Source organism: Nocardiopsis coralliicola (assembly GCF_054779695.1).
The window spans coordinates 1-25,982 of record NZ_BAAGXT010000010.1 but is presented as its reverse complement, the minus strand read 5'-3'; the positions used below and the strand labels follow the sequence as shown (position 1 = coordinate 25,982).

Here is a 25,982-nt window from a genome sequence, read left to right as displayed (position 1 = left end):
GGCCGGGGACCCTTGACGGAGGGCATGTTAGCGCTAACAATGTGGGCCACGTCACCGGAGGCGGTTCCTGCTCCGGGACGAGACCTGCCCGCCGAACCCCTCGGAGGACCCATGGCGGCACCCGAGCGCACCCCCGTGATGGCTGACGTGGCGCGGCTCGCCGGCGTCTCGCACCAGACGGTGTCCCGCGTGCTCAACGGACATCCCCACGTCCGCGGCGCCACCCGGGACCGCGTGCACCAGGCCATCGACGCGCTCGGCTACCGCCGCAACACCTCCGCCCGCGCCCTGGTCACCCGCCGCACCGGGGTCCTGGGCGTGGTGGCGTTCGACACCGACCACTACGGTCCCGCGCAGACGCTCACCGGTATCGAGCGCGCCGCGCGCGCCGCCGGCTACTTCCTCAGCATCGTCTCGGTGCCGGGCTGCACCCGGACCGAGGTGCGGGAGGCGATGGGCCATCTCGCCCGGCAGTCCGTGGAGGGCTACATCGTCATCGCGCCCAAGCGCGCGGTGATCGAGGCCATGCCCGGCTGGGCCGGCGGTGTCCCGGTGGTCGCCGTGGAAGGGGGCGAGGCCCCCGACCTGCCGGTCGTCTGCGTCGACCAGGAGGGCGGCGGCTACGCGGCCACCCGGCACCTCCTCGGCCTCGGCCACACCGAGGTCGCGCACATCGCCGGACCGCGGGACTGGCTCGAAGCCGAAGCCCGCGTCGCCGGCTGGCAGCGCGCGCTCCAGGAAGCCGGAGCGCCCGTCCCGGAGCCCCTCTACGGCGACTGGCGCCCCGCCTCCGGCTACGCGCTCGGCCGCACTCTGATCGACCGCGGCCTGCCCACGGCGCTGTTCACCGCCAACGACCAGATGGCGGTGGGCGTCCTGCGGGCCCTCGCGGAAGCGGGCGTCTCCGTTCCCGGCGACGTCGCCGTCGCCGGTTTCGACGACATCCCCGAGGCCGCCTACCTGTCCCCTCCGCTCACCACCGTCGCCCAGGACTTCGCCGAGGTCGGCCGGCGCGGCATCGCCCTGCTCGTCGACCTCGTCGAGGCCGGCGGCGATCCGGGCGAGCCGTCCCGCCAGGTCGTGCCGGCCCGGCTGGTGGTCCGCCGCAGCTGCGCCGCCCCGCCCCGCCCGACGACACGCTGACGCCGCTTTCGAGACGGAGGCACCCCCGAATGCCCGCCGATGTTAACGCGCACACTGACCGCGCCGGCTCCGCTGCCGAGGCCGGCGGCCCCGTCGTCGTCGGTGTCGACTTCGGAACCCTCTCCGGCCGCGCCGTCGTGGTGCGCGCCGCCGACGGCGCCGAACTCGGCTCCGCCGAGCACCCCTACCGGCACGGCGTGCTCGACACCGCCCTGCCGGACGGCACGCCGCTCGCCCCCGACACGGCGCTGCAGGTCCCCGAGGACTACCGGGACGTGTTGCGGATCGCCGTTCCCGGAGCGCTGGCCGACGCCGGTGTCGGTGCCGCCGCGGTGGCCGGCATCGGCACCGACTTCACCGCCTGCACGGTGCTGCCGACCACCGCGGACGGCACACCGCTGTGCGAGCTGCCCGGCCTCGCCGGACGGCCGCACGCCTACCCCAAGCTCTGGAAGCACCATGCCGCCCAGGCCGAGGCCGACGAGATCACCGCACTCGCTGCTGAGCGGGGCGAACCGTGGCTGCCCCGGTACGGCGGCCGCATCTCCGCGGAGTGGCAGTTCGCCAAAGGGCTGCAGCTGCTCCGGGAGGACCCCGAGCTCTACGAGCGGGCCGGCCGCTGGATCGAGGCGGCCGACTGGATCGTCTGGGAGCTGTGCGGACGCGAGACCCGCAATACCGCCACGGCCGGATACAAGGGCATCCACCAGCACGGCCGCTACCCGTCCCGGGACTACCTCGCCGCGCTCGACCCGCGCTTCGCCGGCTTCGCCGAGGAGAAGCTCGCCCACCCGCTGCTGCCGCTCGGCAGCCGCGCCGGAGCACTGACCGGGCGCGCCGCCGAGTGGACCGGCCTGCCGGAGGGCATCCCGGTCGCTGCCGGCACGGTCGACGCGCACGTCACCGCGGCCGCAGCCGGCGCCCTCGCGCCGGGCGAGCTGCTCGCCGTGATGGGCACCAGTACCTGCCACATCATGAACGCCGAGGAGCCGCCGGACGTCCCGGGCATGTGCGGCGTGGTCGACGGCGGCGTGTCCCCCGGCCTGTGGGGCGTGGAAGCCGGCCAGAGCGGCGTCGGCGACGTGTTCGCCTGGGCCGCGCGCACCGCCTTCCCGGACGACTACGCGCGCGAGGCGGCCGAGAGGGGGATCGGCGCGCACGCGCTGCTGGCGGAGAAGGCCGCGCGGCAGCCGGTCGGCGCGCACGGCCTGGTCGCCCTCGACTGGCACAGCGGCAACCGGTCCGTCTTGGTGGACCACGACCTCTCCGGTGCCGTCGCCGGGCTGACCCTGGCCACCAGGCCCGAGGACCTCTACCGCGCCTCGGTCGAGGCCACCGCATTCGGTGCGCGCACGATCGTCGACGCGCTCGAGCGCGGGGGAGCCCCGGTGCGCGGAGTGACCGCGGCCGGCGGGCTCGCCCGGCACCCCTTCGTCCTCGGGATCTACGCCGACGTCCTCGGCCGGCCGCTGCACGTGGCCGACTCCGATCAGGGACCGGCGAAGGGTGCTGCCGTGCACGCGGCCGTCGCCGCCGGAGTCCACCCCGATCTGCCCGCCGCGTCCGCCGCCATGGGCGGACGCACGCTGAACGCCGTGCACCCCGACCCGGAGCGGACGGCCGCCTACACCGAGCTGTACGCCCTCTACACCGAGCTGCACGACCACTTCGGCCGGTCCACCCGGCTGCTGCACCGCCTGCGTGCCCTCCGCAACCGCGCCCTCGCCGGGGCACCGGACGGTCCCGCCGCGGACTGACCCCCGGCGCCGACCGCCCCGGCCCCCCGCCCGCCACCCGCACCGCTCACGCCCCCACCGCCTGCGGCCCGCCTCCGGGCCGCTGGGCGCTGATCCACCGCCCCACCGAGCCCCGCGTGCAGGCGCAGGTGCGCCGCGCGGCGCCGCTACCGCCCCCTCGCCGTCGACACCGCTCCCGCCCAGCGGGCGCCCCGGCCGACCCGCAGCCGAGCCCGCACCCTCCCGATCCGCAGCCCGAGCCCAGCGCCGCAGCGCCGCCTGCACCCTCGCCCTCCGTCCGACCCGATCCGCGGTCCGGTTCCGGACCGACCGGCCCATGGCCGTACCCGCCGGCGCGGGGCTCCCCGCGCCGGCCCCGAGGAGGACCCATGGCATCCCGCCCCCCGTCCCGAACCGGCCCCGCCTCCGGCAGTGCGCCGCCCGGCGCCCCCGACGCCGCAGAAGAGCGGATCCGCACCGAGCTGTGCGCGCTGCACGGCGAACTGGTGCGCTGGGGACTCGTCGCCTGGACCAGCGGAAACGTCTCCGCGCGGATCCCCGGTACCGACCGGTTCGCCATCAAGCCCAGCGGCCTGCGCTACGAGCACCTCACCCCGGAGTCGATGGTCGTGTGCACGCTCGACGGCGCCCCCGTCGACGCCGGCCGCTCCCCGTCGAGCGACACCGCCGCACACGCCTACGTCTACCGCGCGATGCCGGAGGTCGGCGGCGTCGCCCACACGCACAGCGGCCACGCCACCGCGTGGGCCGCCCGCGGCGAGCCGATCCCGTGCGCGGTCACCGAGATCGCCGACGAGTTCGGCGGCGACATCCCGGTCGGCCCCTTCGCGCGGATCGGCGACGACGCGATCGGCCGCGGCATCGTCGCCACCCTGCGCGGCCACCGCTCCCGCGCGGTGCTGATGCGCGCGCACGGCGTCTTCACCATCGGCCCCGACCCCGAAGCCGCCGTGAAGGCCGCCGTGCTCTGCGAGGACGCCGCCCGCACCGTGCACCTGGCCCGCCAGCACGGCCCCGTCGCACCCCTGCCCGCCGACGACATCGACGCACTGCACGACCGCTACCGCACCGTATACGGACAGCCCGGCGCCGAAGACCGGCGCGGGGGAGAGGACGGAGCATGACCGACTCCACCGCACGGCGGCCCCGCATCGGCCTGCTCGGCGTCATGCAGCCGCTCTACGACGCGATGCTCCCCGGCATCACCGAGCGGCAGCACGCCTACGCCTTGGAGGTCGCCGACCAGCTCGCCGGCGTCTGCGACGTCACCGTTGCGCCGCCGGTACGCGACCGCGGCGCAGCCGAGCAGGCGGTGCGCGGCTTCGAGGACGCCGGCCTGGACGGCGTGCTCGTCGTGATGCTGACCTACGGCCCCTCGCTCCGGCTCACCCGGCTCTTCGCTGATCTGAGGCTGCCGGTATGCCTGGCCAACATCCAGCCCGAGCCGGCGCCCACCGCGCAGTGGGACATGGCGGACATGACCTACAACCAGGGAGTGCACGGCGCCCAGGACACCGCCAACGCCCTGGTGCGCACCGGGCGGCCGTTCACCGTCGTCACCGAGGACCGGGCCGCGCCCGCGTTCGCCGAGCGGATCGGCCGCTGGGCGCGGGCCGCCCGCGCGGCCGCGGACCTGCGCCAGCTGCGCATCGGCGTCGTCGGCTACCCCATGAACGGGATGGGCGACGCGCGCTTCGACGAGAGCGAGCTGCTCCGCGCGCTCGGCCCCGAGGTGGTGCACATCGCCCAGGGCGAGCTGTTCCGGGAGATGCAGGCCGTCGGCGCCGACGAGACAGCCGAGCTCATCGCCGAGGACCGCGCGCGGTTCGCCGTCGACGAGCGGCTGAGCGACGCCGAGCTCGGCGACCACGCCCGGTACCGCGCCGCACTCGCCCGCGTCCTGGAGCGGCACGGCTGCCGCGCCTACTCGACGCACTTCGACGCGCTCGGCGAGGACGGCCGGTTCGACCGGCTGCCGATGGCCGCCGCCTCCACCCTGATGGCGGAGGGGTACGGCTTCGCCGGCGAGGGCGACGCGGTCGCCGCCGCGGCCGTCTACGCCGGCCACCGGCTGACCGGCGCCGGCCACTTCACCGAGATGTATGCGATGGACTTCCCGCGCGATGCCGTCCTGATGAGCCACATGGGCGAGGGCAACTGGCACTTCGCCCGGGATGACGAGCCGGTCCGGCTGATCAAGCGGCCGCTGGAGATCGGCGGCCTCGGCGACCCGCCGACGCTGCTCTTCCGGCTCCGCCCGGGGCCGGCCACGCTGGCCAGCCTGGTCACCCTCGGCGGCGGCCGGTTCCGCCTGGTGGCCGCCGAAGGCGAGGTACCGGACACACCCGCCCTGCCCGCACTGGAGATGCCCTACGGCTACTTCCAGCCCGACACCGGCGTCCGCGCCTGCCTCGACGGCTGGCTGCAGGCCGGTGGCACCCACCACATGGCCATGGTCCCGGGCCGGTGCGCCGCCGACTGGGCGGCGCTCTGCACGGCCACCGGGGCCGAGTTCCGGCAGGTCTAGCAGCGGCCCACCGCGGGGCCCCGCACCGGGGGGAGCCGGGCCCCCCCCCCCCCCCCCCCCGCCTATCCGACCCGACCCACACCACGGCAGCGGCGCCCGGCGCCGCTCCCCGAAACGAGGCGATACCCATGCGCACCCCCGCCCCCCGAACCACGATCCGCACCGCAGCCGCCGCCGCGACCGCCCTGGCGGCCGCCGCCTCCCTCGCCGCCTGCGGCGGCGTCGGCGACGCCGCCCGGCAGGAAGGCGAGAACGGCACCGTCGGCATCTCCATGCCCACCAAGTCCTGGGAGCGGTGGGTCCGCGACGGCTCCCAGATGGTGGACCACCTGGAGGAGCAAGGCTACGGCGCCGACCTCCAGTACGCCGAGGACGTCGTCGAGGACCAGGTCGCCCAGATCGAGAACATGATCACCAAGGGCGTCGACGTGCTCGTCATCGCGCCCGTCGACGGCGAGGCGCTCACCGACGTCGTCGACTCCGCGGCCGAGGCCGACATCCCGGTCATCGCCTACGACCGCCTCATCCGCGAGACCGAGGGCGTCGACTACTACGCCACCTTCGACAACTTCGAGGTCGGGGTGCTCCAGGCGACCTACATCGCCGAGTCGCTCGACCTGGAGAACGAGGAGGGCCCCTTCGCGATCGAGCTGTTCGGCGGCGCGCCGGACGACAACAACGCCTACTTCTTCTTCGACGGCGCGATGTCGGTGCTCCAGCCCCACATCGACGACGGCGTCCTCGAAGTGCCCAGCGGCCAGACCGAGATGGCGCAGATCGCCACCACCCGCTGGGACGGCGCGATCGCCCAGGACCGGATGGACAACCTGCTGAGCGCGCACTACTCCGACCGCGACCTGGACGCGGTGCTCTCGCCGTTCGACGGCATCAGCACCGGCGTCATCTCCTCGCTCAAGGGCGCCGGCTACGGCGGTGACACGCCGCTGCCGGTCATCACCGGACAGGACGCCGAGACCGCGTCGGTCAAGTCGATCATCGCCGGCGAGCAGACCCAGACCGTCTTCAAGGACACCCGCGAACTCGCCGTGACGGCCGCCGACATGGCCGACGCCGCAGCCCGCGGCGAAGAGCCCGAGGTCAACGACACCGAGAGCTACGACAACGGCGTCACGACGGTGCCCGCCATGCTCCTGGAGCCGGTCTCGGTGGACGCGGACAACTACGAAGAGGTGCTCATCGAGAGCGGCTACTACAGCGAGGAGGACCTGGCGTGACCGGCAGCGGCAGCGGCGGCGGGGCCTCCGCCGCCGGCCCGGTTGAGGCAGGCCCGCCCGCGCTGCGGATGCGCGGCATCCGCAAGGCGTTCCCCGGCGTGGTCGCACTCGACGGCGTCGACCTGGCTGTGCGCCCCGCCGAGATCCACGCGCTCATCGGCGAGAACGGTGCGGGCAAGTCCACCCTGATGAAGGTGCTCAGCGGCGTCCACCCGCACGGCACCTTCACCGGGGAGATCGAGGTGGGCGGCGCGCCGCAGCGGTTCGGCGGCGTCGCCGGCAGCGAGGCCGCGGGCGTGGTCATCATCCACCAGGAGCTCGCCCTGGTCCCGCAGCTCAGCGTCGCCGAGAACCTGTTCCTCGGCAACGAGCAGGCGCGCGGCCGCGGCCCGCTCGCCCTGATCGACGCCGGCGGCACCGCGCGGCGGGCCCGCGCGGCGCTGCGCCGGGTCGGCCTCAGCGTCGACCCGGCGCTGCCGGTGTCGGAGCTGGGTGTGGGCCGCCGGCAGCTGGTGGAGATCGCGAAGGCGCTGGACAAGCGCGTCCGGGTGCTCATCCTGGACGAGCCGACGTCGGCGCTGAACCGCAGCGAGAGCGCCGCGCTGCTGGAGCTGCTGCGCGGCCTGCGCGCCGACGGCATCGCCTGCATCCTGATCTCGCACAAGCTCGACGAGGTCGTGGCCGTCGCCGACCGGGTGACGGTGCTGCGCGACGGCCGGTCGGTGGAGACGCTCGATGCGGCGGCCGGCGAGGTGGACGAGGAGCGCATCATCCGCGGCATGGTCGGCCGGCCGCTGGAGAACCGGTTCCCGCCCGCCACCTCCTCGCCCGGCCCGGTGCGGTTCACCATCGCCGACTGGACGGTCGACCACCCCGGCCGGCCCGGCGTGCGCGCGGTGGACGGCGCGACGCTGGACGTGCGCTCCGGCGAGGTCGCCGGGCTGGCCGGGCTGATGGGCGCGGGCCGCACCGAGCTCGCGATGAGCGTGTTCGGCCGCTGCTACGGCCGCTACGTGCGCGGCACCGTCACCCGGGACGGCGCACCGGTGCGCTCGCGCACCCCGGAAGAGGCCGTCGCCTCCGGCATCGCCTACGTGCCCGAGGACCGCAAGGAGCAGGGGCTGCTGCGCGACTTCGACGTGCGCACCAACCTCACCCTCGGCGCGCTCGGCAGGGTCGCGCGGCGCGGAGTCGTCGACCCGGCGCGGGAGGCGGTCGCGGCCGAGGAACTGCGCACCCGGCTGCTGGTCAAGTGCCGCGACACCGCGCAGGCGGTGGGCGACCTCAGCGGCGGCAACCAGCAGAAGGTCGTGCTGGGCCGGTGGGTGTTCACCGAACCGGAGCTGCTCATCCTCGACGAGCCGACCCGCGGCGTCGATGTCGGCGCCAAGTACGAGATCTACCGGATCATCCGGGAGCTCGCCCGCAACGGCACCGCGGTGCTGCTCATCTCCTCGGAACTGCCCGAGCTGCTGGGCATGTGCGACCGCATCCACACGATGTCGCAGGGCCGGATCACCGGCTGCCTGGACGCCGCAGAGGCCGGCCAGGAAGCGCTGATGCGCCGGATGACCGCCGTCTCGCGGCCGCCCGCGCCGGCCGCGGCACCGGAGGCGCTGTGACTCCGCCCGCGCCGCAGCGCCCCGAACTGACCCTGCTTTGCAGAACCGCCCCTACGGAGACGCTATGACCCCGCCCACCCGGCCTGCGGCGGCAGGGCCGCTCGCGGTGCTGCGGCCGCTGCTCGCCGCGCTCGCCCGGCTCAACGTGCGCCGCTACGGCATGCTGGTCGCCCTCGCCGCGATCGTCGTGCTGTTCCAGGTCCTCACCGGCGGCCTGCTGCTGCAGCCGCTCAACATCTCCAACCTGATCCTGCAGAACTCCTACGTCCTGATCCTTGCCATCGGCATGATGCTCGTCATCATCACCGGCCACATCGACCTGTCGGTGGGCTCGGTGGTGGCCTTCACCGGGGCGGTCTCGGCGATCATGCTCGCCGAATGGGGGCTGCCGCTGGTCGCGGTCGTCCCCGCAGCGCTCGTGCTGGGCGGCCTGATCGGCGCCTGGCAGGGCTTCTGGGTGGCCTACGCGGGGCTGCCCGCGTTCATCGTCACGCTCGCCGGGATGCTGGTCTTCCGCGGACTGACCATGCTCGTCCTCGGCGGCGAGTCGGTCGGGCCGCTGCCGCAGTCGGCGCGCACGCTCGCCGCCGGCTACGTCCCTGACGTCCAGGTCGGCGGAGTCTACGCGGTACCGCTGGTCCTCGGCCTGCTCGCGTCGGCCGCGCTCGTGCAGTGGCGGCACGCGGTGCGCTCCCGCGACCGGCGGCACGGGCTGCCGGCGCGCGGCACCCCCGCGCTGGCGGCGGGCGACGTCGCCGTCGTCGCGGCGGTCATGGGCCTGTGCTCGGCGCTCGCCCTGCACCGCGGCGTCCCCGTCGTCGGCGCGCTGCTGCTGGTGCTGATCACCGGTTACGCGTTCTTCATGCGCTCGACGGTCGCCGGGCGGCGGATCTACGCCACCGGCGGCAACGAGCAGGCCGCGCTGCTGTCCGGGGTGCGGACCAAGCGGAACGTCTTCTTCGTGTTCGTCAACATGGGCGTGCTGTCGGCGCTGGCCGGGCTGGTGTTCACCGCGCGGCTCAACCTGGCGACGCCCGGCGCGGGCACGATGTTCGAGCTGGACGCCATCGCGGCCGCGTTCATCGGCGGTGCGTCGGCGACCGGCGGCATGGGCACCGTGGTCGGCGCGGTGATCGGCGCCCTGGTGATGGGCGTGATGAACAACGGCATGTCCATCATCGGCCTCGGCGTCGACTGGCAGCAGGCCATCAAGGGCCTGGTGCTGCTGGCGGCCGTCGCCTTCGACCTGGCCGCGAAGCGCCGGGCGGTGCCGCAGGAACCGGACCGCAGCGAGGCCGGCGCGGCCGGCGCGGACCGCGCGGACGGTACGGACGGCGCCCGCTCAGCCGCGGGCGAACCCGCGCCGCCGCGGCCCGGCTGAGCGGGCCGCCGGCTCCGGTGCACGGCGGGCCGACGCCGCCCTGCACCGGAGCCGCCCGCGGGTCAGCCCTTCATCGCGCCGCCCAGGTTGAACGTGCCGCCGAGGAAGCGGGCGACGGCGAGGTAGAGGACCACCACGGGCAGCGCGTACAGCAGCGAGTAGGCGGCCAGTTCGCCGTAGCTCACCGAGCCGTACTGGCCGAAGAAGGTGTAGATGCGGACCGCGGCCGGCAGCCGCTCCGCCGTCTTCAGCAGCACGAACGGGACGAAGAAGTTCCCCCAGGTCACCACCAGGGTGAAGATGCCGACCACGGCCAGCCCCGGAGCCGCCAGCGGCAGCACCAGGCGCAGCAGCGACTGGCGGGCCGAGGCGCCGTCCACCCAGGCCGCCTCCTCCAGCTCCACCGGGGTGCCGTCGAGGAAGTTCTTCGTCAGGAAGATGCCGAACGGCAGGCTCGCCGCGGCCAGGAAGAACATCACCGCCCACCGCGAATCCACCAGCCCCAGCTGCAGGAACAGGCTGTAGACCGGCACCATGACGGCCGTCAGCGGCAGGCCGGTCGCGAACAGCACCGCGTACAGGAACGGCCGGCCGAACCGGAGCCCGAACCGGGACAGCGGATAGGCCGCCAGTACCGACGCCGCCACCGTCACCAGCGCAGCGCCGCCGCACACCCACAGCGAGTTCAGTACCGGGACGAAGAGGATGTCCGCGGTCGCCACCGCCGCGAAATTGCCGGCGGACAGCCGGTCCGGCAGGCTGATCCGCGAGGACGCCTCCGGGTCGAAGGCCGCCAGCAGCAGCCACACCGCAGGCAGCAGGAACGCCACCGCGACCAGCACCAGCACCGCGTAGGCCACCGCTGCCGCCGCCGCCCGCCGCGGTGAGGCCACCGTCCACCGCCGCGTGCTCACCGGACCTCCCCCGGGCGCAGGGTGCGCAGGTAGACGGCGGAGAAGAGCGCGGCCACCAGCAGTAGCACCAGGCCGATCGCCGTTCCGTAGCCGATGTCGCCCAATCGCAGCGCCTCCTGGTACATCAGCAGCGGCAGCGTGGTCGACCGCCCGCCCGGCCCGCCGGCCGTCATCACGTAGATCAGCGTGAACACCTGCACCGTCTGCAGGGTGACCAGCAGCATCGTCGCCGCGATCGTGCGGCGCAGCAGCGGCAGCACCACGTGCCAGATCACCCGCAGCCCGCCGGCGCCGTCGACGCGCGCCGCCTCCCGCAGGTCGGACGGCACCTCGGCGAGGCCGGCCGAGTACGCCATCATCGAGAACGCGGCGCCCTTCCACACGTTGGCCAGCACCACCGCGAGGATCGGCGCGGTCGTCAGCCACGACTGGCCGGGCGCGCCCACCGCTCCGAGCAGCGCATTGAGCGTGCCCTCCGACTCCAGGAACGCCGCCCACACGAACCCGGCCACCACTTCGGGCACCACCCACGCGCCCACCACGATGCCGCCGACCGCGCCGCGCACCCATGCGCGCCGGCCCTGCATGAGCAGCGCCAGCCCCAGGCCCAGCACGGTCTGGCCGACCACGCCCGACCCCACCAGGAAGACCGCCGTCAGCACCGTCGCCTCGGCCACCGACGGATCGCCCAGCATGCGGGTGAAGTTGTCCAGCCCGATGAACCGGGTGTCGGCCGCGGCTGCTCCGGTGAGCGCCTCGTTGGTGAACGACGCCCACACCGTCCACAGCACCGGCCCGACGAAGAAGGCCAGCAGCAGCACCAGGGCCGGCAGCATCGGCAGCGTGCGCCCGAGGGCCCCCGGGCGCAGCGCGGAGGCCGACACCGTCAGCGCTCCGCCACCGCGTCCTCGCCGACGATGTCGGTGAGCGCGGCGTCATAGGCTGCGGCGGCCTCCTCCGGGGTCGCCTCGCCGAGCACCACCGACTCGGTGGCCTCCTGGACCGCCAGCGACACCCGCGGGTACTCGCTGTAGGCCGGCCGGAAGTGGGTGACATCGACCAGGTCGTTGGCGGCGTCCACGATCGGCGACTCCGCGCGGTACTCCTCCGACTCGGCGACGTCGGTGCGCACCGGGATCTGGGCGCCGTCGATCGCGAACAGCGTCGCGTTCTCCTTGCTCAGCGCCATGGCCATGGCCTCCCACGCGAGGTCGGGGTCTGCGGTGTGCGCGCCCATCGCCAGCGTCCAGCCGCCGGACATGCTCACCGCGCCCGGATCCTGGCCGCTCTGGGTGGGCATGGCGGTGAACACCATCTCCTCCTCCCACTCCGGCCACGGCTCGTTGGCCGACTCGATCCATGACTGGGTGGCCCACGACCCCTCCAGGCTGATCGCGATCTCGCCGGCCGGGATGCGCTCCTCGTTGTTGAGGGTGGCGGCGTTGGCGTTCAGCGCATCCCGCTCGCTGAGGCCCAGCCCCTCGGAGTAGACCGACTCCATGAACTCCAGCGACTCGGTGAACCCCCGGGACCCCGCGGTCCAGGTCTGCGAATTCTCGTCGAACAGGGTGTCGCCGGTGCCGTACAGCAGCATCTGGAAGCCCTGCATGGAGGCGACCTCGCCGACCGGGGTTCCGGCGTAGACGTTCAGCGGGGCCACATCGCCGCCGAGCTCCTCCTTGAGGGTGCGCGCCGTGTCCAGCACCTCGCTCCAGTCCTCGGGCTCCCACGGCGTCTCCACGCCCGCCTCCGCCAGCAGCCGCTGGTTGTACCAGAGGCCGCGGGTGTCGGTGCCGAGCATCGCGCCGTAGCGCTTGCCGTCCAGGGCGGTGACGGCCGCGTCGGCCTGCTCGTTGAACTGCCCGGCGTCCTCCCAGGCGTCCCAGTAGTCGTCGATGGGGCGGAGGTGGCCGGCGTCGACGTCGGAGTTGATGGTGAAGGAGTCCTCGTAGATGATGTCCGGCGCATCCGAGGGCGACTGGTTCATCAGGTTGACCTGCGACTGGTAGTCCTCGGCCGGCGACTCGACGGCGTTGAGCTCCAGGGTGGTGCCCGGGTTGGCCGCCTCGAACTCCTCCTTGACCTTCTCGAACAGGGTGCCGGCGGCGCGGAAGGCGCCGAAGTCCTGGTAGACGACCTTGATGACGCCCTCTTCGCGGGCCGATCCCTCGCAGCCGGCGGCGGCCGGCACCAGGAGCGCCGCGGCCGCGAGCACCGCGCCGGTCCGCGCCGCAGCGGGCGCGCTCACCTTCACCATCGGGCCTCCTCATGTGCGGCCCCCGGGCACGACTCTCGCACGGAACACGTCCGCTCCTCCATGCCCGGTAAGGCCGTTGTCACCTCCCGTGCACACCGCGGTGCCCCGCGGTCCCGGCCGGTCCGCGGCCCACCGGGCCGCGCCGGACACGGCCGCCCCTCGATTACCCTGGGCCCGTGGCCGGACGGATCAGAGACGACGACATCGCCCTCGTGCGCGAGCGCGCCCCCATCGCCGACGTCATCGGCGACTACCTGGAGCTCCGCAGCGCCGGCGGCGGCTCGCTCAAGGGCCTCTGCCCCTTCCACGACGAGAAGTCCCCCTCCTTCAACGTCACCCCCTCGCGCGGCCTCTACCACTGCTTCGGCTGCGGGGCCGGCGGAGATGTCATCTCGTTCGTGCAGGAGATGGACCATGTGAGCTTCGTGGAGGCGGTCGAGCAGCTCGCCGCGAAGGCCGGGGTGCGGCTGCGCTACGAGGAGGGCGGCTTCACCAAGCGGCAGGACCAGGGCCAGCGGCAGCGGCTGGTCGAGGCGCACCGGATCGCCGAGGAGTTCTACGCCGCGCAGCTGGAGTCGCCGGCGGCGGGGCACGCGCGCCAGTTCCTGACGGACCGCGGGTTCTACGGCGAGGACGCCCGCCGCTTCGGCGTCGGCTACGCGCCGGCCGGCTGGGAGAACCTCACCAAGCACCTGCGGGCCAAGGGCTTCTCCGACCGCGAGATCGTCACCGCCGGGCTCGGCGGGCAGGGCCGCCGCGGCGCCTACGACAAGTTCCGCGACCGGCTCGTCTGGCCGGTCCGCGAAGTCTCCGGCGAGACCGTCGGATTCGGCGCCCGCCGGCTCTCCGAATCCGACGAGGGCCCCAAGTACCTCAACACCCCCGAGACGCCCATCTTCAAGAAGGGCACCATCCTCTACGGCCTCGACCTCGCCAAGCGGGACATCGCCAAGGACCGCAAGGCCGTCGTCGTGGAGGGCTACACCGACGTCATGGCCTGCCACCTCGCCGGCGTCACCACCGCCGTCGCCACCTGCGGAACCTCCTTCGGCGAGGACCACGTCAAGGTGCTCCGCCGGATGCTCTTCGACCGGGAGAACGGCACCGGCAAGGTCGTCTTCACCTTCGACGGCGACGACGCCGGCAAGAAGGCCGCCGTGCGCGCCTTCGCCGTCGAGCACAACTTCACCTCCTCGACCTTCGTCGCCGTCGAACCCGACGGGCTCGACCCCTGCGACCTGCGGCTCCGCAAGGGCGACAGCGCCGTGCGCGCGCTGGTCGACGGCGACCGCCCGCTCTATGAGTTCATGATCGAGACGGTGGTCCGCCGGCACGACCTGGACACCGTCGAAGGCCGGCTGGCCGCGCTGGACGGCGCCGCCGAGATCATCACCGGCATCCGCGACGAGGGCCACCGGCGCCACTACGCGGTGCAGGCCGACAAGCTCATCGGCCTCATGGACGAGCAGTTCGTGCTCCGCCGTGTCGGCCAGCACCTGCGCGCGGCCCGCTCCGGCGAGCGCCCGCGCCGCGCCGCGGCGGCCGCCTCCGCCGAGGCTGCGCCGGCCGGCGCAGCCGAGCAGGCCCCCTACGACCTGCGCGACCCGTCGGTGCAGCGCGAGCGCCAGGCCCTCAAGATCGCGGTGCAGGCGCCCGGCCTCGCCCGCGGCTTCGACGACCTGGACGAGGAGACCTTCACCGTGCCGCAGCACCGCGCGGTGTACCGGCTCATCCGCGACCTGGGCGGCACCGGGGCGGCCGAGCGTGCCGACGTGTGGGCGCAGCAGCTCCGCGACTCCGCACCCAACGACGCCCAGCGCGCGTTCGTCACCGAACTCGGCGTGGAGCGCATGGAAGTGGCCGGCGACCTGGACGAGCGGCACGCCCGCTCCATCATGGGCACAATCCACCTTCATTCCTTGAACCGCGCCGAGCGAAACCTGATGTCGCGGCTCCAGCGCGCGGACCCCGAGGCCGATCCGGACGGATACGTGCGGCTGCAGACCGAGCTGATGGCCCTCAGCCAGCGGAAACGAGCGGTGCGCGAGGAGCTCTCCGGGGCCGGGTGACACCGGGGTGACACTATTGGCCCTCACTACGGCCGGGTGTGAGCGGGCACACTGTAAGCGTGGCTCTCACGGTGCTGCCCAGCGGAACGCCGCCTATCGGCCAGGTGGCGCAGTTGGTTGCGGGCGGCCGTGCCGGTGAACCGGTCACGGTCGCCGACGTCGCCGCGGCCCTGGAACGGCTCGACGCCCCGCCGGACGCCCTCGACCGCGTCGTCCGCGACCTCGCCCTCCAGGGCGTGGAGGTCGCCGACCCGGCCGCTGACGCCGACGTCGAGGCCGTCGAGGCCGTCGAAGCCGCGGGTGCGGACGACGGCGACGGCGCGTCCCCCGGCGTGGCCCCGCGCACGCCGACCGGCGACCTCGTCCGCGTCTACCTGCGCGAGATCGGCCGCGTCCCGCTGCTCACGGCAGAAGAAGAAGTTGATCTGGCCAAGTCCGTCGAGGCGGGGCTGTTCGCGGCGGAGAAGCTGCGCGCCGCCCGCTCGCCCGAAGTGCCGCCGCAGATGTCCGCCGAGCACGCGGGGGAGCTGGAGCAGCTCGCCGCGTTCGGCGAGCGCGCCAAGCAGCGGCTGATCGAGGCGAACCTGCGCCTGGTGGTGTCGATCGCCAAGCGCTACATCGGCCGCGGGCTGCTCTTCCTGGACCTCATCCAGGAGGGCAACCTGGGGCTGATCCGCGCGGTGGAGAAGTTCGACTACACCAAGGGCTTCAAGTTCTCCACCTACGCCACCTGGTGGATCCGGCAGGCCATCACCCGCGCCATCGCCGACCAGGCGCGCACCATCCGCATCCCGGTGCACATGGTGGAGACCATCAACAAGCTCATGCGGGTGCAGCGCCGCCTGCACCAGGAGCTCGGCCGCGAGCCGACGCCCGCGGAGATCTCCGGCGAGCTCGGCTTCGGCGACGAGCGCGTGCAGGAGATCCAGCGGATCGCCCAGGAGCCGGTGTCGCTGCAGGCGCCGATCGGCGAGGAGGACTCCGACTTCGGCGACTTCATCGAGGACTCCGATGCGGTGGTGCCGGTCGAGGCCGCCGCGTTCATCCTGCTCCAGGACCACCTGGTGGCGATGCTCGGCGGGCTGTCCGATCGGGAGCAGCGCATCATCCGGCTGCGCTTCGGCCTGGCCGACGGCCATCCGCGCACCCTGGAGGAGGTCGGCCGCGAGTTCGGCGTCACCCGGGAGCGGATCCGCCAGATCGAGTCGAAGACCCTCGCCAAACTGCGGCACCCGTCCCGCGCCCAGATGCTCCGCGACTACCTCGACTGACCGCCCGCAGGGCCCGGGACGCAGGAGCACCGGGCCGAAAGCGCCGGCAGGCGATCGCGGGCTGCCGGCGAGAGCGACGGCGGGCAAGAGCGGGTCCAAGCGATGGCGGGCCGGCGCGGATTGCCCGTGAGAGCGATGGCAGGCAGGAGCGGGTTGCGGGGGGTGCGGGGGGTGGTCACCCCGCTCGGAGGCGCTGGTGCGAGGGCGCGGACCCCGCCCGGAGGCACGCCGCGGCCTGATGTGGCCGCATTGCCCGCACCGGTACTCCGGTCGGGCCCCTGAAGCTACCTTCAGAGGTGATGTCAGCGCAGCGGTACGCAGCGACCCCCAGGGGCCGGCGCGTGATCGGCGTGGTCACGGCGATCACGCTCGGCGCCGTGTTCACCGTCCTGCTCTCGGCGGTCGCCCGGATCGGCGACGCGGGCGGGGCCGCCTCCGACCACCACCGGATCGCCTACTTCGCCGACTGGAACACCGCCAACCGCGGCTACTCCATCGCCGACGTCGAGGAGAGCGGCGCGGCCGAGCGGCTCACCCGGATGCTGTGGGCGTTCGGCGACGTCGACTCCAGCGGCGAGTGCTTCATCTCGCCCGACGCCGACCAGCCGTGGGAGATCTACCAGCGCCGCTACGACGCCGGGGAGAGCATCGACGGCGAGGCCGACGAGTACGGCCAGCCGCTCGCCGGCAGCCTCAACCAGCTGCGCAAGCTCCGGGAGGACCACCCGCAGCTGGGCGCCTCCATCTCGGTCGGCGGCTGGAACACCTCCACGTACATGTCCACCGCGGTGCGCACTGAGGAGTCCCGCGAGGACTTCGTCTCCTCCTGCATCGACCTGTGGATCCGCGGCGACCTGCCGGAGCTCAACGGCGAGCCGCAGGGCGGGGAGGGCGCGGCCGAGGGCGTCTTCGACGGTATCGACCTCGACTGGGAGTGGCCCGGCGGCGGCGGGCACCCGGACAACACCGAGCACCCCGACGACCGGCGCAACTTCACCCTCGTGGTGCAGGAGTTCCGCAGCCAGCTCGACGCGCTGGAACAGGAGACGGGGGAGGAGTACACGCTGTCGGTCTCGGTGGCCAACACCCCCGAGCTCATCGAGGCCAGCTACGAGCCCGAGGTGTTCGAGTCGGTCGACTTCGCCACCCTGCAGGGCTACGACTTCACCGGCTCGTGGAGCCGCACCACCGACCACCACTCGCAGCTGTACGCGCCCAGCGGGCACGAGGACGACCCCAGCTCCGACCGCGCCGTCCGCCTCTACCGCCAGCACGGGCTGCCGGCCGAGAAGATCGTGCTCGGCTTCCCCGGCTTCGGCCGCGGCTGGACCGGGGTCGGACCGGAGGGCTTCGGCCGCTACGCCCCCGCCGAGGGCCCGGCCGACGGGGACTACGGCGAGGGCACCGACTCCTACGCCGACCTGGAGCAGAAGGACGGCCAGCGGTTCTTCGACCCGGTCAACGGCGCCTACTGGCTCTACGACGGCACCGAGTGGTGGACCTACGACACCCCCGAGGTGGTCGCCCTCAAGGGCGCCTACGTCCGCCGCGAGGACCTGGGCGGCCTGATGATGTGGAACCTCGACATGGACCCCGAAGGAGAGCTCGTCCAGGCGATGGACGAGTCCCTGGAGGAGTGACGGCCCCGCCGGGGGAGGCGCGGCGGCGGGCTCCGGTCCGGCCCGGTCCGGTCCGCCTCACCCGGGCGGATCCGGGCAGTGCTCCCGGAGGTGGCCTTCGGCGCCCGCGGGTTCGAGCGCGAGGTCGCGCAGCACGGTGCGGGGCGGCGTCTCCGGGTCGGCGCAGACCCCGGCGAAGTCCAGTCCGGCTGCGTCCAGCTCGCCGGGGTACTCGACGTCGAGCACGCCCATCCGGCCGTAGGCGGCCGTGTACACCGCGCACTCGCCCTGCGCGGCGCAGGATTCGGCCACCGCGAAGTCGAACCCGGCTTCGCGGGCGCGCCCGGTCTCCTCGGCGGTGTTCTTCTGCGCCGCGAGCAGTCCGTGCCGGTGCGCCGCGGCGGTGAGGTCCGCGGCCAGGGCGAAGTTGCCGTCCGCTCCGAGTGCGCCGCCGGAGCGGGTGAAGGAGTCCAGGTTGTCGAATTCGACGGCGTCGAACCCGGCGTCGGCGCACGCCCCGACCCGGGAAGCGATCCGCTCGGCGATGCGGGTGCGGAGGTCCGCCTCGGAGGTGTCCAGGAGGTACTCGTCCGGCCACTCGGGGTCGGCGACGGGGTCTCCGCCGGAACCGCGCAGCACGAGTCCGTCGCGGAGCCACCCCTCCGCCTCACCGGGCTGGGTCTGGAACCCGTTGACGTAGCAGACGGAGAAGACGCCGGGTGCGGGCGCGTCGGCGGGGTCCCGGACCACCGCCCCGGTCCCGCCGGCCGGCGGGTAGGCCCCGCCCAACTGGTAGTCGAAGCCGCCGTCCGGCAGCTGCCCCCCGCTGTCGGGCGCACCCCCGCACCCCGCGGACGCCGCGACCGCGAGCCCCGCGGCCAGTACCAGCGCAGCCCCGCGACCGTCCACGCTCCGCCCCCGATCCCCGCCGGCGCTCCACCGCGCCCCTGCGATGAGAGTAGCCGGGCCGCCGGCGCGCCGGCCGGGGCTGCGGCGGTGCTGCCGCGGCAGTGCGCGGGAGGCGGGGCCCGGGCGCAGTCGGCGGCTGCCGGGCGAAGGGCGGGAGGCGGGTAGGGATCTCCCCACCGCGCGGGGGCCGGACGCGCCGCCATCGCTGCGGGCCTCAGGGCCGGTCCGGCTGCCGCAGCCGGTCTCCGGCGGGCAGTCCCTGCACTGGCCGTGCGGGTCAGGGCCGCCGGCCGCGGCGGAGTGCGGCAGTGCTGCTCTGCGCTGGGGAGGGGCAGTCGGCACGCCGTTCGAGAGCCGTGGCGAGTACCGCCGCTTCGATGCGCAGGCCCGTCCCCAGGATCACCCCGCAGACCGCTCCGATCAGGGAGAAGGGGGCGGGAGCGGGAACGGAGAGCAGCACGACGGCGCCGGCTGCGGTGAGGCACACGCGGGCGCCGAACTCGGCGCGGCTGCGGCGGGCCTCCAGGCGGCCGGCCGTTGTGCTGCCGGCCCCGGGGAGCTGCCCCGCGCCGGCTGTATGCGGGGTCTGCTCGGCGGGGTCCATCCGATCAGCGTAGGGATGCGGCTGCGGGGCGGGAAGGGCCCGCCCGGCCCGCCCCGCAGCCGCCGGGGGTCTCAGCTGCGTTCGGCCCGGGTGAGGGGCAGCCCCGGGTGCCAGGTGCGGACGACGAGCCGGTCGCCTTCGACGCGGGTGACGACCGCCTCGCTGATCCGCAGCAGGAAGCGGTGGTAGGGGCCGGGCGGTTGGCCCGGTGCGCGGGCTGCCTCCAGCGCGTCCGGGTCGGTCACCTCGACCGCGGTGCCGCCGATCTTCGCGTCGCCGCCGGCCATCATGTCGTCCGGTGAACCGGGGTTGGCGTGCAGCGCGAACCGCGGATCGGCGCGCAGGTCGAGCGCCTTGCGCGCCCCCGTCATCGAGCCCAGGGTTGCCTCGCCGCCCTCTTCGAAGGCGACTTCGGTCCCGCTCACCCGCGGCGCGCCGCTCCGCCGCACCGTGGCGAGAACGTGGTGCTTGGCCTGCTCGAACCGGTCCCGCACCTGCGCGGCGAACTCCGGCTCGGCCGCCGCGAACTCGTCCCACGGCACCCCGGCAGCTGCGGCGGTGCCCGGCGCAGCCGTGTCAGTCGTCTCGGTCATGCCGACGAGTCTCCCGATCATTCCTGCCATCCGCTGTCAGGTTGCGCGGAGTGTCTCCATCCGCCGGACGGCCTGCGGGCGCGCAGAAGAATCCGTGCGCGCCCCGCGCAGCGGCACTGTTGTCCCCCGCTGTCCCCGGCTGCCACGCTCAGGCCATGGCCGATCCGCTCACGCATGCACCCCCGCCGGCGACCGGGAACGGTGTCGACACTGCGGCACTCGCGCGCGCCCTGCGCGGCGCCGTCGACGGCACCGTCGCCTTCGACGCCGGTACCCGCGCCCTCTACACCGCCGACGCTTCGAACTACCGGCACGTCCCGCTCGGCGTCGTCGTGCCGCGCACGGCCGACGGCGTCGCGGCCGCGGTCGCCGCCTGCGCCGAGCACGGGGCGCCGATCGTGCCGCGCGGCGGCGGCACCAGTATCGCCGGCAACGCGATCGGGCCCGGTGTCATCATCGACACCTCCCGCCACCTCACCGCCATCGAGCACATCGACCCGGCGGCGCGCACCGCCCGCGTCCAGCCCGGCGTGGTCCTGGACGCGCTCCGCGCGGCCGCGGCCCCGCACGGCCTCACCTTCGGCCCCGACCCCTCCACGCACAGCCGCTGCACCCTCGGCGGCATGATCGGCAACAACTCCTGCGGCGCCCACTCCGTGGCCTGGGGCACCACCGCCGACAACGTCGAGTCGCTCGACGTGCTGCTGCCCGACGGCACCCGGATGGAGGTCGGTGCCACCTCCCGGGACGAGTTCGACCGCCGGGCGGCGCTGCCCGGCCGCGAAGGCGAGGTCTATGCAGCGCTGCGGTCGCTGGTCGCCGACACGATGGGCGATCTGCGCACCGGAATGCCGAAGCTGTCCCGCCGGGTGTCCGGATACGGCCTGGACCGGCTGCTGCCCGAGCACGGCGGCCACGTCGCCCGCGCCCTCACCGGCACCGAGGGCGGCTGCGTGACGGTCCTCGGCGCCACCGTCCGGCTCGCCGAGGTGCCGCCGGCCACCGTCCTGGTGGTCCTCGGCTTCGCCGACCCGCCGGCCGCCGCCGACGCCGTGCCCGCCGTCCTGGAGCACAGCCCGCTCGTGGTGGAGAGCCTCAACGAGCGGCTCGTCTCCGGCCTGGACCGGCCGGGCGCCCGCTCCGGTGTCGCGCTGCCCGAGGGCCGCGCCTGGCTCATGGTGGAGCTTCCCGGCGAAGACGCGGCTGCGGCCGCCGCGGCCGGAGACGCCCTGGTGAAGGCGCTGCCCGCCGCAGTGCGGCCCACCGGCGCAGCCGTCGTCCGCGACCCCGCGCACGCCCGAGCGCTGTGGCGGATCCGCGAGGAGGGCTCCGCGCTCGTCCAGCGCACGTCCGACGGCCGCGAGGCATGGTCGGGCTTCGAAGACGCCGCGGTGCCGCCGGAGCAGCTCGGCTCCTACCTGCGCGGCTTCGACCGGCTGCTGGAGCAGCACGGCCGCGACGGTGTCGTCTACGGCCACTTCGGCGAGGGCTGCCTGCACGTGCGCATCGACTTCGAGATGGAGTCCGCCGAAGGGCGCCGCGGCTACCGCTCGTTCATGGAAGACGCCGCCGACCTGGTCGCCGCGCACGGCGGATCGGTCTCCGGCGAGCACGGGGACGGCCAGGCGCGCTCCGAGCTGCTGCCCCGGATGTACCGGCCGGAGCTGCTGGAGGCGTTCGCCCGCTTCAAGGACATCTGGGACCCCGGCCGGGTGATGAACCCCGGTGCCGTGGTGCACCCCCGCCGGCTGGACACTGACATCCGCGCGGCCGCGAGTGGCCGGACCCCGCTGACCGTGCTCGCCTACGCCTCCGACGGCGGCGACTTCGGCAAGGCGCTGCGCCGCTGCTCCGGCGTCGGCAAGTGCCGCCGCCACGAGGGCCCCGGCGTGATGTGCCCGAGCTACCAGGTGACCCGCGAGGAGAAGCACTCCACCCGCGGCCGCGCCCGGATGCTGTTCGAGATGGTCAACGGCGAGGTCGTCACCGAGGGCTGGCGCTCCGAGGAGGTCCGCGACAGCCTCGACCTGTGCCTGTCGTGCAAGGGCTGCCTCTCCGACTGCCCGACCGGCGTCGACATGGCCTCCTACAAGTCGGAGTTCCTACACCACCACTACCGGGGCCGGGTGCGCCCCGCGTCGCACTATTCGATGGGCTGGCTGCCGGTGTGGGCCCGGCTGGCCGCCCGCGCGCCGGCCGAGGTCAACCGGCTCGGCCGCGCCCCGCTGCTCGCCGGGCTGGCCAAGCGCGCGGCCGGTGTCGCCCAGGAGCGCGACCTGCCCGAGTTCGCCCGCACCACGTTCACCCGGTGGTTCCGGCGCCGTCCGCCGGCGCCTGGGCACCGCGGCGCGGTGGTGCTCTGGCCGGACACCTTCGGCCAGTACATGCAGCCGCGGGTGCCGGCCTCCGCGGTCCGCGTCCTCGAAGACGCCGGGTTCCGCGTGCTGCTGCCCAAGGGCCCGGTCTGCTGCGGCCTGACCTGGGTCTCCACCGGCCAGCTCAGCATTGCGCGGCAGGTGATGAAGCAGGCCGTGCGCGCGCTCGCGCCGTTCGACGGGCTGCCCGTCGTGGGCTTGGAGCCCAGCTGCACGGCTGCCCTGAAGAGCGACCTCACCGAGGTGCTGCCGGGGGAGGAGGCCGAGCGCATCGCCGGATCGGTGCATACCCTCGCCGCGTTCCTGCGCGCCTACGCGCCGGAGTGGGAGCCGCCGGAGGTCCGCGGCCGCGCCGTCGGCCAGGTCCACTGCCACCAGCACGCGGTGCTCGGTTTCGATGCCGACCGGGAGCTCATGGCGGCCGCGGGGATCGAGTCCGAGGTGCTCGACTCCGGCTGCTGCGGGCTGGCCGGCAACTTCGGTTTCGAAGACGGCCACTACGACGTGTCCAAGGCCGTCGGGGAGCAGGCCCTGCTGCCGGCGGTGCGGGCGGCGGCGCCGGAGGACCACGTCATCGCGGACGGCTTCAGCTGCCGCACCCAGATCGGCCAGGAGACCGGGCGGAGGGCCGTGCACCTCGCCGAGGCACTCGCATCGGCGCTGCCGGCCGAGCCCCGGCCGCGCGGCGCAGGCCCGCCCGCAACTAACTGACTGGCGGGCGGGCGGCCCCGGGCCGCCCGCCCGGCGGCCTGCTGCAGTGGTCGCGATGGCTCAGACCGTTCGGTGATGGACAGGGAGGGCCGGCCTTCCGGGGTGTCGCGTAGCGGGGCGCACGGGAACACGGCAATGGCGGGTGCGCGGGCAGTCATTGCGCTCTGTGCCGCGGCATCGAGGCCGGTGCGCGGGCAGTGTTTCTGCTGTTCGCGGGGTGGGGGCGGGTAAGTCCGCAGGCTCCCGCATCCCTGCGGCCGGCCGGCCGGTGTTCAGTGCGTCGGACAGGCGGAAAGGCGGCAGCGGCGGCGGAGCTCGGTGGCGCCTGAGGCGGGTGGCCGGGCGGCGGCTGGTCGCGGGTCGGCCGGATGGCACCACGGCAAGGGCGGCTTCGCAGGCAGTCTCTCCGCTCTGTGCCGCGGCATCGAGGCCGGTGCGCGGGCTGTGTTTCTGCTGTTCGCGGGGCGGGGGCGGCTTCGACCGCAGGGTCCCGCTCCTCGGTAGCCGGCCGACCGATGTTCAGTGCGTCGGACCAGCGGAAAAGCGGCGGCAACGGCAGAGCTCGGCGGCGCCTGAGGCGGGCGGTCGGGCGGCGGGGTGGTCGCGGGGCGGGGCTCACGGCATCCGCGCGAGGGCGGCTTTGTCGGCAGTCTTTGCGCTCTGTTCCGCTGCTTCGGGGCGGTGTGCGAAGAGTCGTGCGGCTGTTCATGGGGCCAGAACGGTAGGGACCGTAGGCTCCCGCTCCTCGGTAGCCGGCCCACCGGTGTCCAGTGCGTCGGACCAGCGGAAAGGTGGCAGCGGCGGCGGAGCTGAGAGGGGTCCTAGCTGGTCGGACGCACGGCAACACAGGAAGGGCGGGTTCGCGGGCAGTCTTGCGCTCTGTTCCGACGTTTCTCGATCTGTGTGTGGCCAGAGCTCCTGCTGTTCGCGGGGCAGGCGCGGGTAAGCCTGAAGGCTCCCGCTCCTCGGCGGCCGACCGACCGATGTTCTTTGCGTCGGACCAGCGGAAAAGCGGCAGCGACGGCAGAGCTCGGCGGCACCTCAGGCGGCGGCCGGGCGGCGGCTGGTCGCGGGTCGGCCGGATGGCGGGCGCATGCCAGGAAGACGGGCACCGCAACGGGGGCCCCTGCAATCCCGCCCAAGCAAGCACCACCTCCTCGCCCCCCGCGGGCCCTGCGCGGCGAGTCCGATTCCGCGCCCTGCGGACCTGCGCAGAACGCGAGGTTACGCAGTGTGGCGGTGTCCGATTCCCGCGCATCCGCCTTTTTGGCGGCCTGGTCGGTGAAAAGGCGCGAGTCGCGGCGTCGGATTGGCCGCTTTGGGCGGTTTGAGGCGGGAGGGGTTTTATTGCCCCGCGAAAAGGAACGCGCCGCGCTTTTGCGCGTGGGCCCCCAAACCGGACACCCGGGCTTCAGTGGTGATCGACGCCCGGTTTCGCCCTGAATGTCGCCACGCAGAGTGAAACCAGCCCTGGATATGGGCCGCGAAAGGATCGCGCCGCTCGATTCTGCGGGGATGGGGCGCTGAAAAGGTGGGAGTCGTGGCGGCGATGGGGTGTTACCGGGGGTTCGCGAACCACCTGCCCGCACTCGGCCCGCCGGCGGCCGACTCTCCAGTCCCTCTATTCACATCAGTCACTCCCGTCCCGCGCGCCCGGTTCGCGCCCGGGTCGCGGCCAGCCCGGCGGCTCCGCCCTGTGGCCAGCCCGCGCCCGGCCGCCGCCCCGAGCTTCCGGCCACCGCTGCCGTCGCTGCCGTCTTTGGCTTGTCCGACGCACTGACCAGCCCGCCACCCGGCCGCTCCCGCGCGGGAGCCCGCAGCCTTCCCCGCCCTCTAACCACACCCGCCCCGCGGCCGGCCCCCGGCCGCCGCCCCGAGGGCCGCCCAACCTCGCCGTCGCTGCCGTCTTTGGCTTGTCCGACGCACTGACCAGCCCGCCACCCGGCCGCTCCCGCGCGGGAGCCCGCAGCCTTCCCCGCCCTCTAACCACACCCGCCCCCCGGCCGCCGCCCCGAGGGCCGCCCAACCTCGCCGTCGCTGCCGTCTTTGGCTTGTCCGACGCACTGGCCAACCCGCCATCCGGCCGCCTCGCGCGGGAGCCAGTCAACCTCCCCGCCTCTGCAGTCGCACCAGCCCCGCGGCCAGCCCGCACCCGGCCGCTCACCCGCGGAGCCGCCGCTCACCCACCGCTGCCGCCGCTTGTCCGCTTTTCCGCTGGTCCGACGCACTGAACACCGGAAATCCGGCTGCAGCGATGCGGGAGCCGTCCGGGCCTACCCTCCGGCCGCCGGTGCCGCAGAGAAAGGGCCCGGCGCCGTGCCGGGGCCCTTCTCCACTGCTCTGCACCGCGTGCCCGCCGCCGGTGCGCCTGGATCAGACGCCCCAGAAGTCCCGGCCGCAGGGGTAGTCCTGCTCGGAGAGGTACTCGGGCAGCTCGTCGTCGAGCAGTGACGCGTGCTCGGCCGCGCTCATGTTGTACTCCTCGCGCGCGCCCATGCAGTTGTACATGTCGGCGAAGAGCGTCTCGATCTGGTCGACGCTGGCGCCGTCGTCGGTTGACGCCTCGGCGAAGGACTCCATCGAGCTCTCCAGGTCGCTGGTGAGGGTCTCCACCTCGTCCAGCAGACCGGGCAGATCGGCGCTCTCGTAGGCTTCCTTCTCCTCCTGCTCGCGCTGCTCGGCCTCCTCCTCGGAGGCGCCCAGCTCGCCGCCGAGCTCCTCCACCTGGTCCTCGGCGGCCGCGAGGCGCTGCTCGGCGTCCGACTTGCCCATGTAGAGCCAGACCGACGCGCCCGCGCCGCCCAGCGCGACCACGGCGACGAGGATCAGCGTGACCAGGAGTCCGGTGGACTTCTTCGCGCCCTTATCGCCGGGGCCGCCGGGGCCGCCGGGGCCGGGCGGACCGGAAGGGGCGCCGCCGAAGGGCGGCTGGTGCGGACCGGACGGGCCCTGGGGCCCCTGCGGCCCCGGAGGGCCGGGCGGGCGCGGCGGGCCG

General features: G+C 74.1%; 18 protein-coding genes. 11 read left to right on the top strand and 7 right to left on the bottom strand.

From position 1 onward, the window contains the following. Nucleotides 1–111 precede the first annotated feature (111 nt). The 7 genes from ACYVGT_RS09875 (at nt 112) to mmsB (ending at nt 9,665) form a co-directional block, all read left to right on the top strand. On the top strand, nt 112–1,143 hold the full coding sequence (locus ACYVGT_RS09875; RefSeq protein WP_460856265.1) for a LacI family DNA-binding transcriptional regulator: 1,032 nt from the start codon (nt 112–114) through the stop codon (nt 1,141–1,143). Nucleotides 1,144–1,172: 29 nt separating this feature from the next. Beyond that, on the top strand, nt 1,173–2,900 hold the full coding sequence (araB, locus tag ACYVGT_RS09870; RefSeq protein WP_460856262.1) for a ribulokinase: 1,728 nt from the start codon (nt 1,173–1,175) through the stop codon (nt 2,898–2,900). Between the two features lie 368 nt (nt 2,901–3,268). Beyond that, the gene (locus tag ACYVGT_RS09865) at nt 3,269–4,024 is read left to right on the top strand and encodes an L-ribulose-5-phosphate 4-epimerase (protein WP_460856260.1); all 756 of its coding nucleotides are present in this window, start codon (nt 3,269–3,271) and stop codon (nt 4,022–4,024) included. Next, nucleotides 4,021–5,427: an L-fucose/L-arabinose isomerase family protein gene (locus tag ACYVGT_RS09860; protein ID WP_460856258.1), complete on the top strand. Its 1,407-nt coding sequence runs from the start codon at nt 4,021–4,023 to the stop codon at nt 5,425–5,427. The genes ACYVGT_RS09865 and ACYVGT_RS09860 overlap by 4 nt, the downstream gene beginning before the upstream one ends. Before the next feature lie 128 nt (nt 5,428–5,555). Continuing rightward, a complete protein-coding gene (chvE, locus tag ACYVGT_RS09855; RefSeq protein ID WP_460856256.1) occupies nt 5,556–6,662 on the top strand; it encodes a multiple monosaccharide ABC transporter substrate-binding protein in 1,107 nt (368 codons plus the stop codon). A 68-nt stretch (nt 6,663–6,730) separates the two neighbouring features. Continuing rightward, nucleotides 6,731–8,284, top strand: a complete 1,554-nt coding sequence (locus ACYVGT_RS09850; RefSeq protein WP_460856512.1) for an ATP-binding cassette domain-containing protein — start codon at nt 6,731–6,733, stop codon at nt 8,282–8,284. Between the two features lie 64 nt (nt 8,285–8,348). Then, nucleotides 8,349–9,665, top strand: coding sequence for a multiple monosaccharide ABC transporter permease (gene mmsB / locus ACYVGT_RS09845; protein WP_460856254.1), 1,317 nt, complete (start codon nt 8,349–8,351; stop codon nt 9,663–9,665). Nucleotides 9,666–9,727: 62 nt separating this feature from the next. On the opposite strand, the gene ACYVGT_RS09840 is transcribed toward mmsB, so the two are convergent. Genes ACYVGT_RS09840 through ACYVGT_RS09830 form a run of 3 tightly spaced genes read right to left on the bottom strand, consistent with a single transcriptional unit; the run spans nt 9,728 to nt 12,836 of the window. Continuing rightward, nucleotides 9,728–10,579 (bottom strand): carbohydrate ABC transporter permease, encoded by an 852-nt coding sequence (locus ACYVGT_RS09840; RefSeq protein ID WP_460856251.1) that lies wholly within the window; start codon nt 10,577–10,579, stop codon nt 9,728–9,730. Then, complete coding sequence (locus ACYVGT_RS09835) at nt 10,576–11,415, bottom strand: carbohydrate ABC transporter permease (RefSeq protein WP_460856510.1); 840 nt, start codon at nt 11,413–11,415, stop codon at nt 10,576–10,578. Before ACYVGT_RS09835 ends, ACYVGT_RS09840 begins: the two co-directional genes overlap by 4 nt. 50 nt (nt 11,416–11,465) lie before the next feature. Then, on the bottom strand, nt 11,466–12,836 hold the full coding sequence (locus ACYVGT_RS09830) for an extracellular solute-binding protein (RefSeq protein ID WP_460856248.1): 1,371 nt from the start codon (nt 12,834–12,836) through the stop codon (nt 11,466–11,468). Between the two features lie 176 nt (nt 12,837–13,012). Between ACYVGT_RS09830 and dnaG the strand changes: the two genes are divergently transcribed. From dnaG to ACYVGT_RS09815, 3 genes are all read left to right on the top strand, one after another. After that, nucleotides 13,013–14,905 carry a DNA primase gene (dnaG, locus tag ACYVGT_RS09825; protein WP_460856246.1) on the top strand — a complete coding sequence of 631 codons (1,893 nt, stop codon included), beginning with the start codon at nt 13,013–13,015 and terminating at the stop codon, nt 14,903–14,905. 71 nt (nt 14,906–14,976) lie between these two features. After that, nucleotides 14,977–16,176 carry an RNA polymerase sigma factor RpoD gene (gene rpoD, locus ACYVGT_RS09820; protein WP_460856507.1) on the top strand — a complete coding sequence of 400 codons (1,200 nt, stop codon included), beginning with the start codon at nt 14,977–14,979 and terminating at the stop codon, nt 16,174–16,176. A gap of 299 nt (nt 16,177–16,475) precedes the next feature. Next, nucleotides 16,476–17,816 (top strand): glycoside hydrolase family 18 protein, encoded by a 1,341-nt coding sequence (locus ACYVGT_RS09815; protein ID WP_460856244.1) that lies wholly within the window; start codon nt 16,476–16,478, stop codon nt 17,814–17,816. A gap of 57 nt (nt 17,817–17,873) precedes the next feature. On the opposite strand, the gene ACYVGT_RS09810 is transcribed toward ACYVGT_RS09815, so the two are convergent. The 3 genes from ACYVGT_RS09810 to ACYVGT_RS09800 all read right to left on the bottom strand — a co-directional run bounded on the left by ACYVGT_RS09810 (nt 17,874) and on the right by ACYVGT_RS09800 (nt 19,901). Next, nucleotides 17,874–18,704: an endo alpha-1,4 polygalactosaminidase gene (locus ACYVGT_RS09810; protein ID WP_460856242.1), complete on the bottom strand. Its 831-nt coding sequence runs from the start codon at nt 18,702–18,704 to the stop codon at nt 17,874–17,876. A 277-nt stretch (nt 18,705–18,981) separates the two neighbouring features. Continuing rightward, nucleotides 18,982–19,308: a hypothetical protein gene (locus tag ACYVGT_RS09805; protein WP_460856240.1), complete on the bottom strand. Its 327-nt coding sequence runs from the start codon at nt 19,306–19,308 to the stop codon at nt 18,982–18,984. A 71-nt stretch (nt 19,309–19,379) separates the two neighbouring features. After that, nucleotides 19,380–19,901, bottom strand: coding sequence for a pyridoxamine 5'-phosphate oxidase family protein (locus ACYVGT_RS09800; protein ID WP_460856238.1), 522 nt, complete (start codon nt 19,899–19,901; stop codon nt 19,380–19,382). 155 nt (nt 19,902–20,056) lie between these two features. On the opposite strand from ACYVGT_RS09800, the gene ACYVGT_RS09795 reads away from it, so the two are divergent. Further along, nucleotides 20,057–22,987, top strand: a complete 2,931-nt coding sequence (locus tag ACYVGT_RS09795) for an FAD-binding and (Fe-S)-binding domain-containing protein (protein WP_460856235.1) — start codon at nt 20,057–20,059, stop codon at nt 22,985–22,987. A 2,373-nt stretch (nt 22,988–25,360) separates the two neighbouring features. Here the strand turns inward: ACYVGT_RS09795 and ACYVGT_RS09790 are convergent. Next, on the bottom strand, nt 25,361–25,982 hold a 622-nt coding region (locus ACYVGT_RS09790), incomplete at its 5' end, for a hypothetical protein (RefSeq protein WP_460856233.1).

What these genes read in the sequence shown, in the direction of transcription:
- ACYVGT_RS09875 (WP_460856265.1), top strand. Translation starts at nt 112, where the DNA reads ATGGCGGCACCCGAGCGCACCCCCGTGATGGCTGACGTGGCGCGGCTC.
- ACYVGT_RS09860 (WP_460856258.1), top strand. Translation starts at nt 4,021, where the DNA reads ATGACCGACTCCACCGCACGGCGGCCCCGCATCGGCCTGCTCGGCGTC.
- ACYVGT_RS09815 (WP_460856244.1), top strand. Translation starts at nt 16,476, where the DNA reads ATGTCAGCGCAGCGGTACGCAGCGACCCCCAGGGGCCGGCGCGTGATC.
- ACYVGT_RS09830 (WP_460856248.1), bottom strand. Translation starts at nt 12,836, where the DNA reads ATGGTGAAGGTGAGCGCGCCCGCTGCGGCGCGGACCGGCGCGGTGCTC.
- ACYVGT_RS09800 (WP_460856238.1), bottom strand. Translation starts at nt 19,901, where the DNA reads ATGACCGAGACGACTGACACGGCTGCGCCGGGCACCGCCGCAGCTGCC.
- ACYVGT_RS09865 (WP_460856260.1), top strand. Translation starts at nt 3,269, where the DNA reads ATGGCATCCCGCCCCCCGTCCCGAACCGGCCCCGCCTCCGGCAGTGCG.
- mmsB (WP_460856254.1), top strand. Translation starts at nt 8,349, where the DNA reads ATGACCCCGCCCACCCGGCCTGCGGCGGCAGGGCCGCTCGCGGTGCTG.
- ACYVGT_RS09805 (WP_460856240.1), bottom strand. Translation starts at nt 19,308, where the DNA reads ATGGACCCCGCCGAGCAGACCCCGCATACAGCCGGCGCGGGGCAGCTC.
- chvE (WP_460856256.1), top strand. Translation starts at nt 5,556, where the DNA reads ATGCGCACCCCCGCCCCCCGAACCACGATCCGCACCGCAGCCGCCGCC.
- araB (WP_460856262.1), top strand. Translation starts at nt 1,173, where the DNA reads ATGCCCGCCGATGTTAACGCGCACACTGACCGCGCCGGCTCCGCTGCC.
- ACYVGT_RS09850 (WP_460856512.1), top strand. Translation starts at nt 6,731, where the DNA reads ATGCGCGGCATCCGCAAGGCGTTCCCCGGCGTGGTCGCACTCGACGGC.
- ACYVGT_RS09795 (WP_460856235.1), top strand. Translation starts at nt 20,057, where the DNA reads ATGGCCGATCCGCTCACGCATGCACCCCCGCCGGCGACCGGGAACGGT.
- ACYVGT_RS09835 (WP_460856510.1), bottom strand. Translation starts at nt 11,415, where the DNA reads ATGCTGCCGGCCCTGGTGCTGCTGCTGGCCTTCTTCGTCGGGCCGGTG.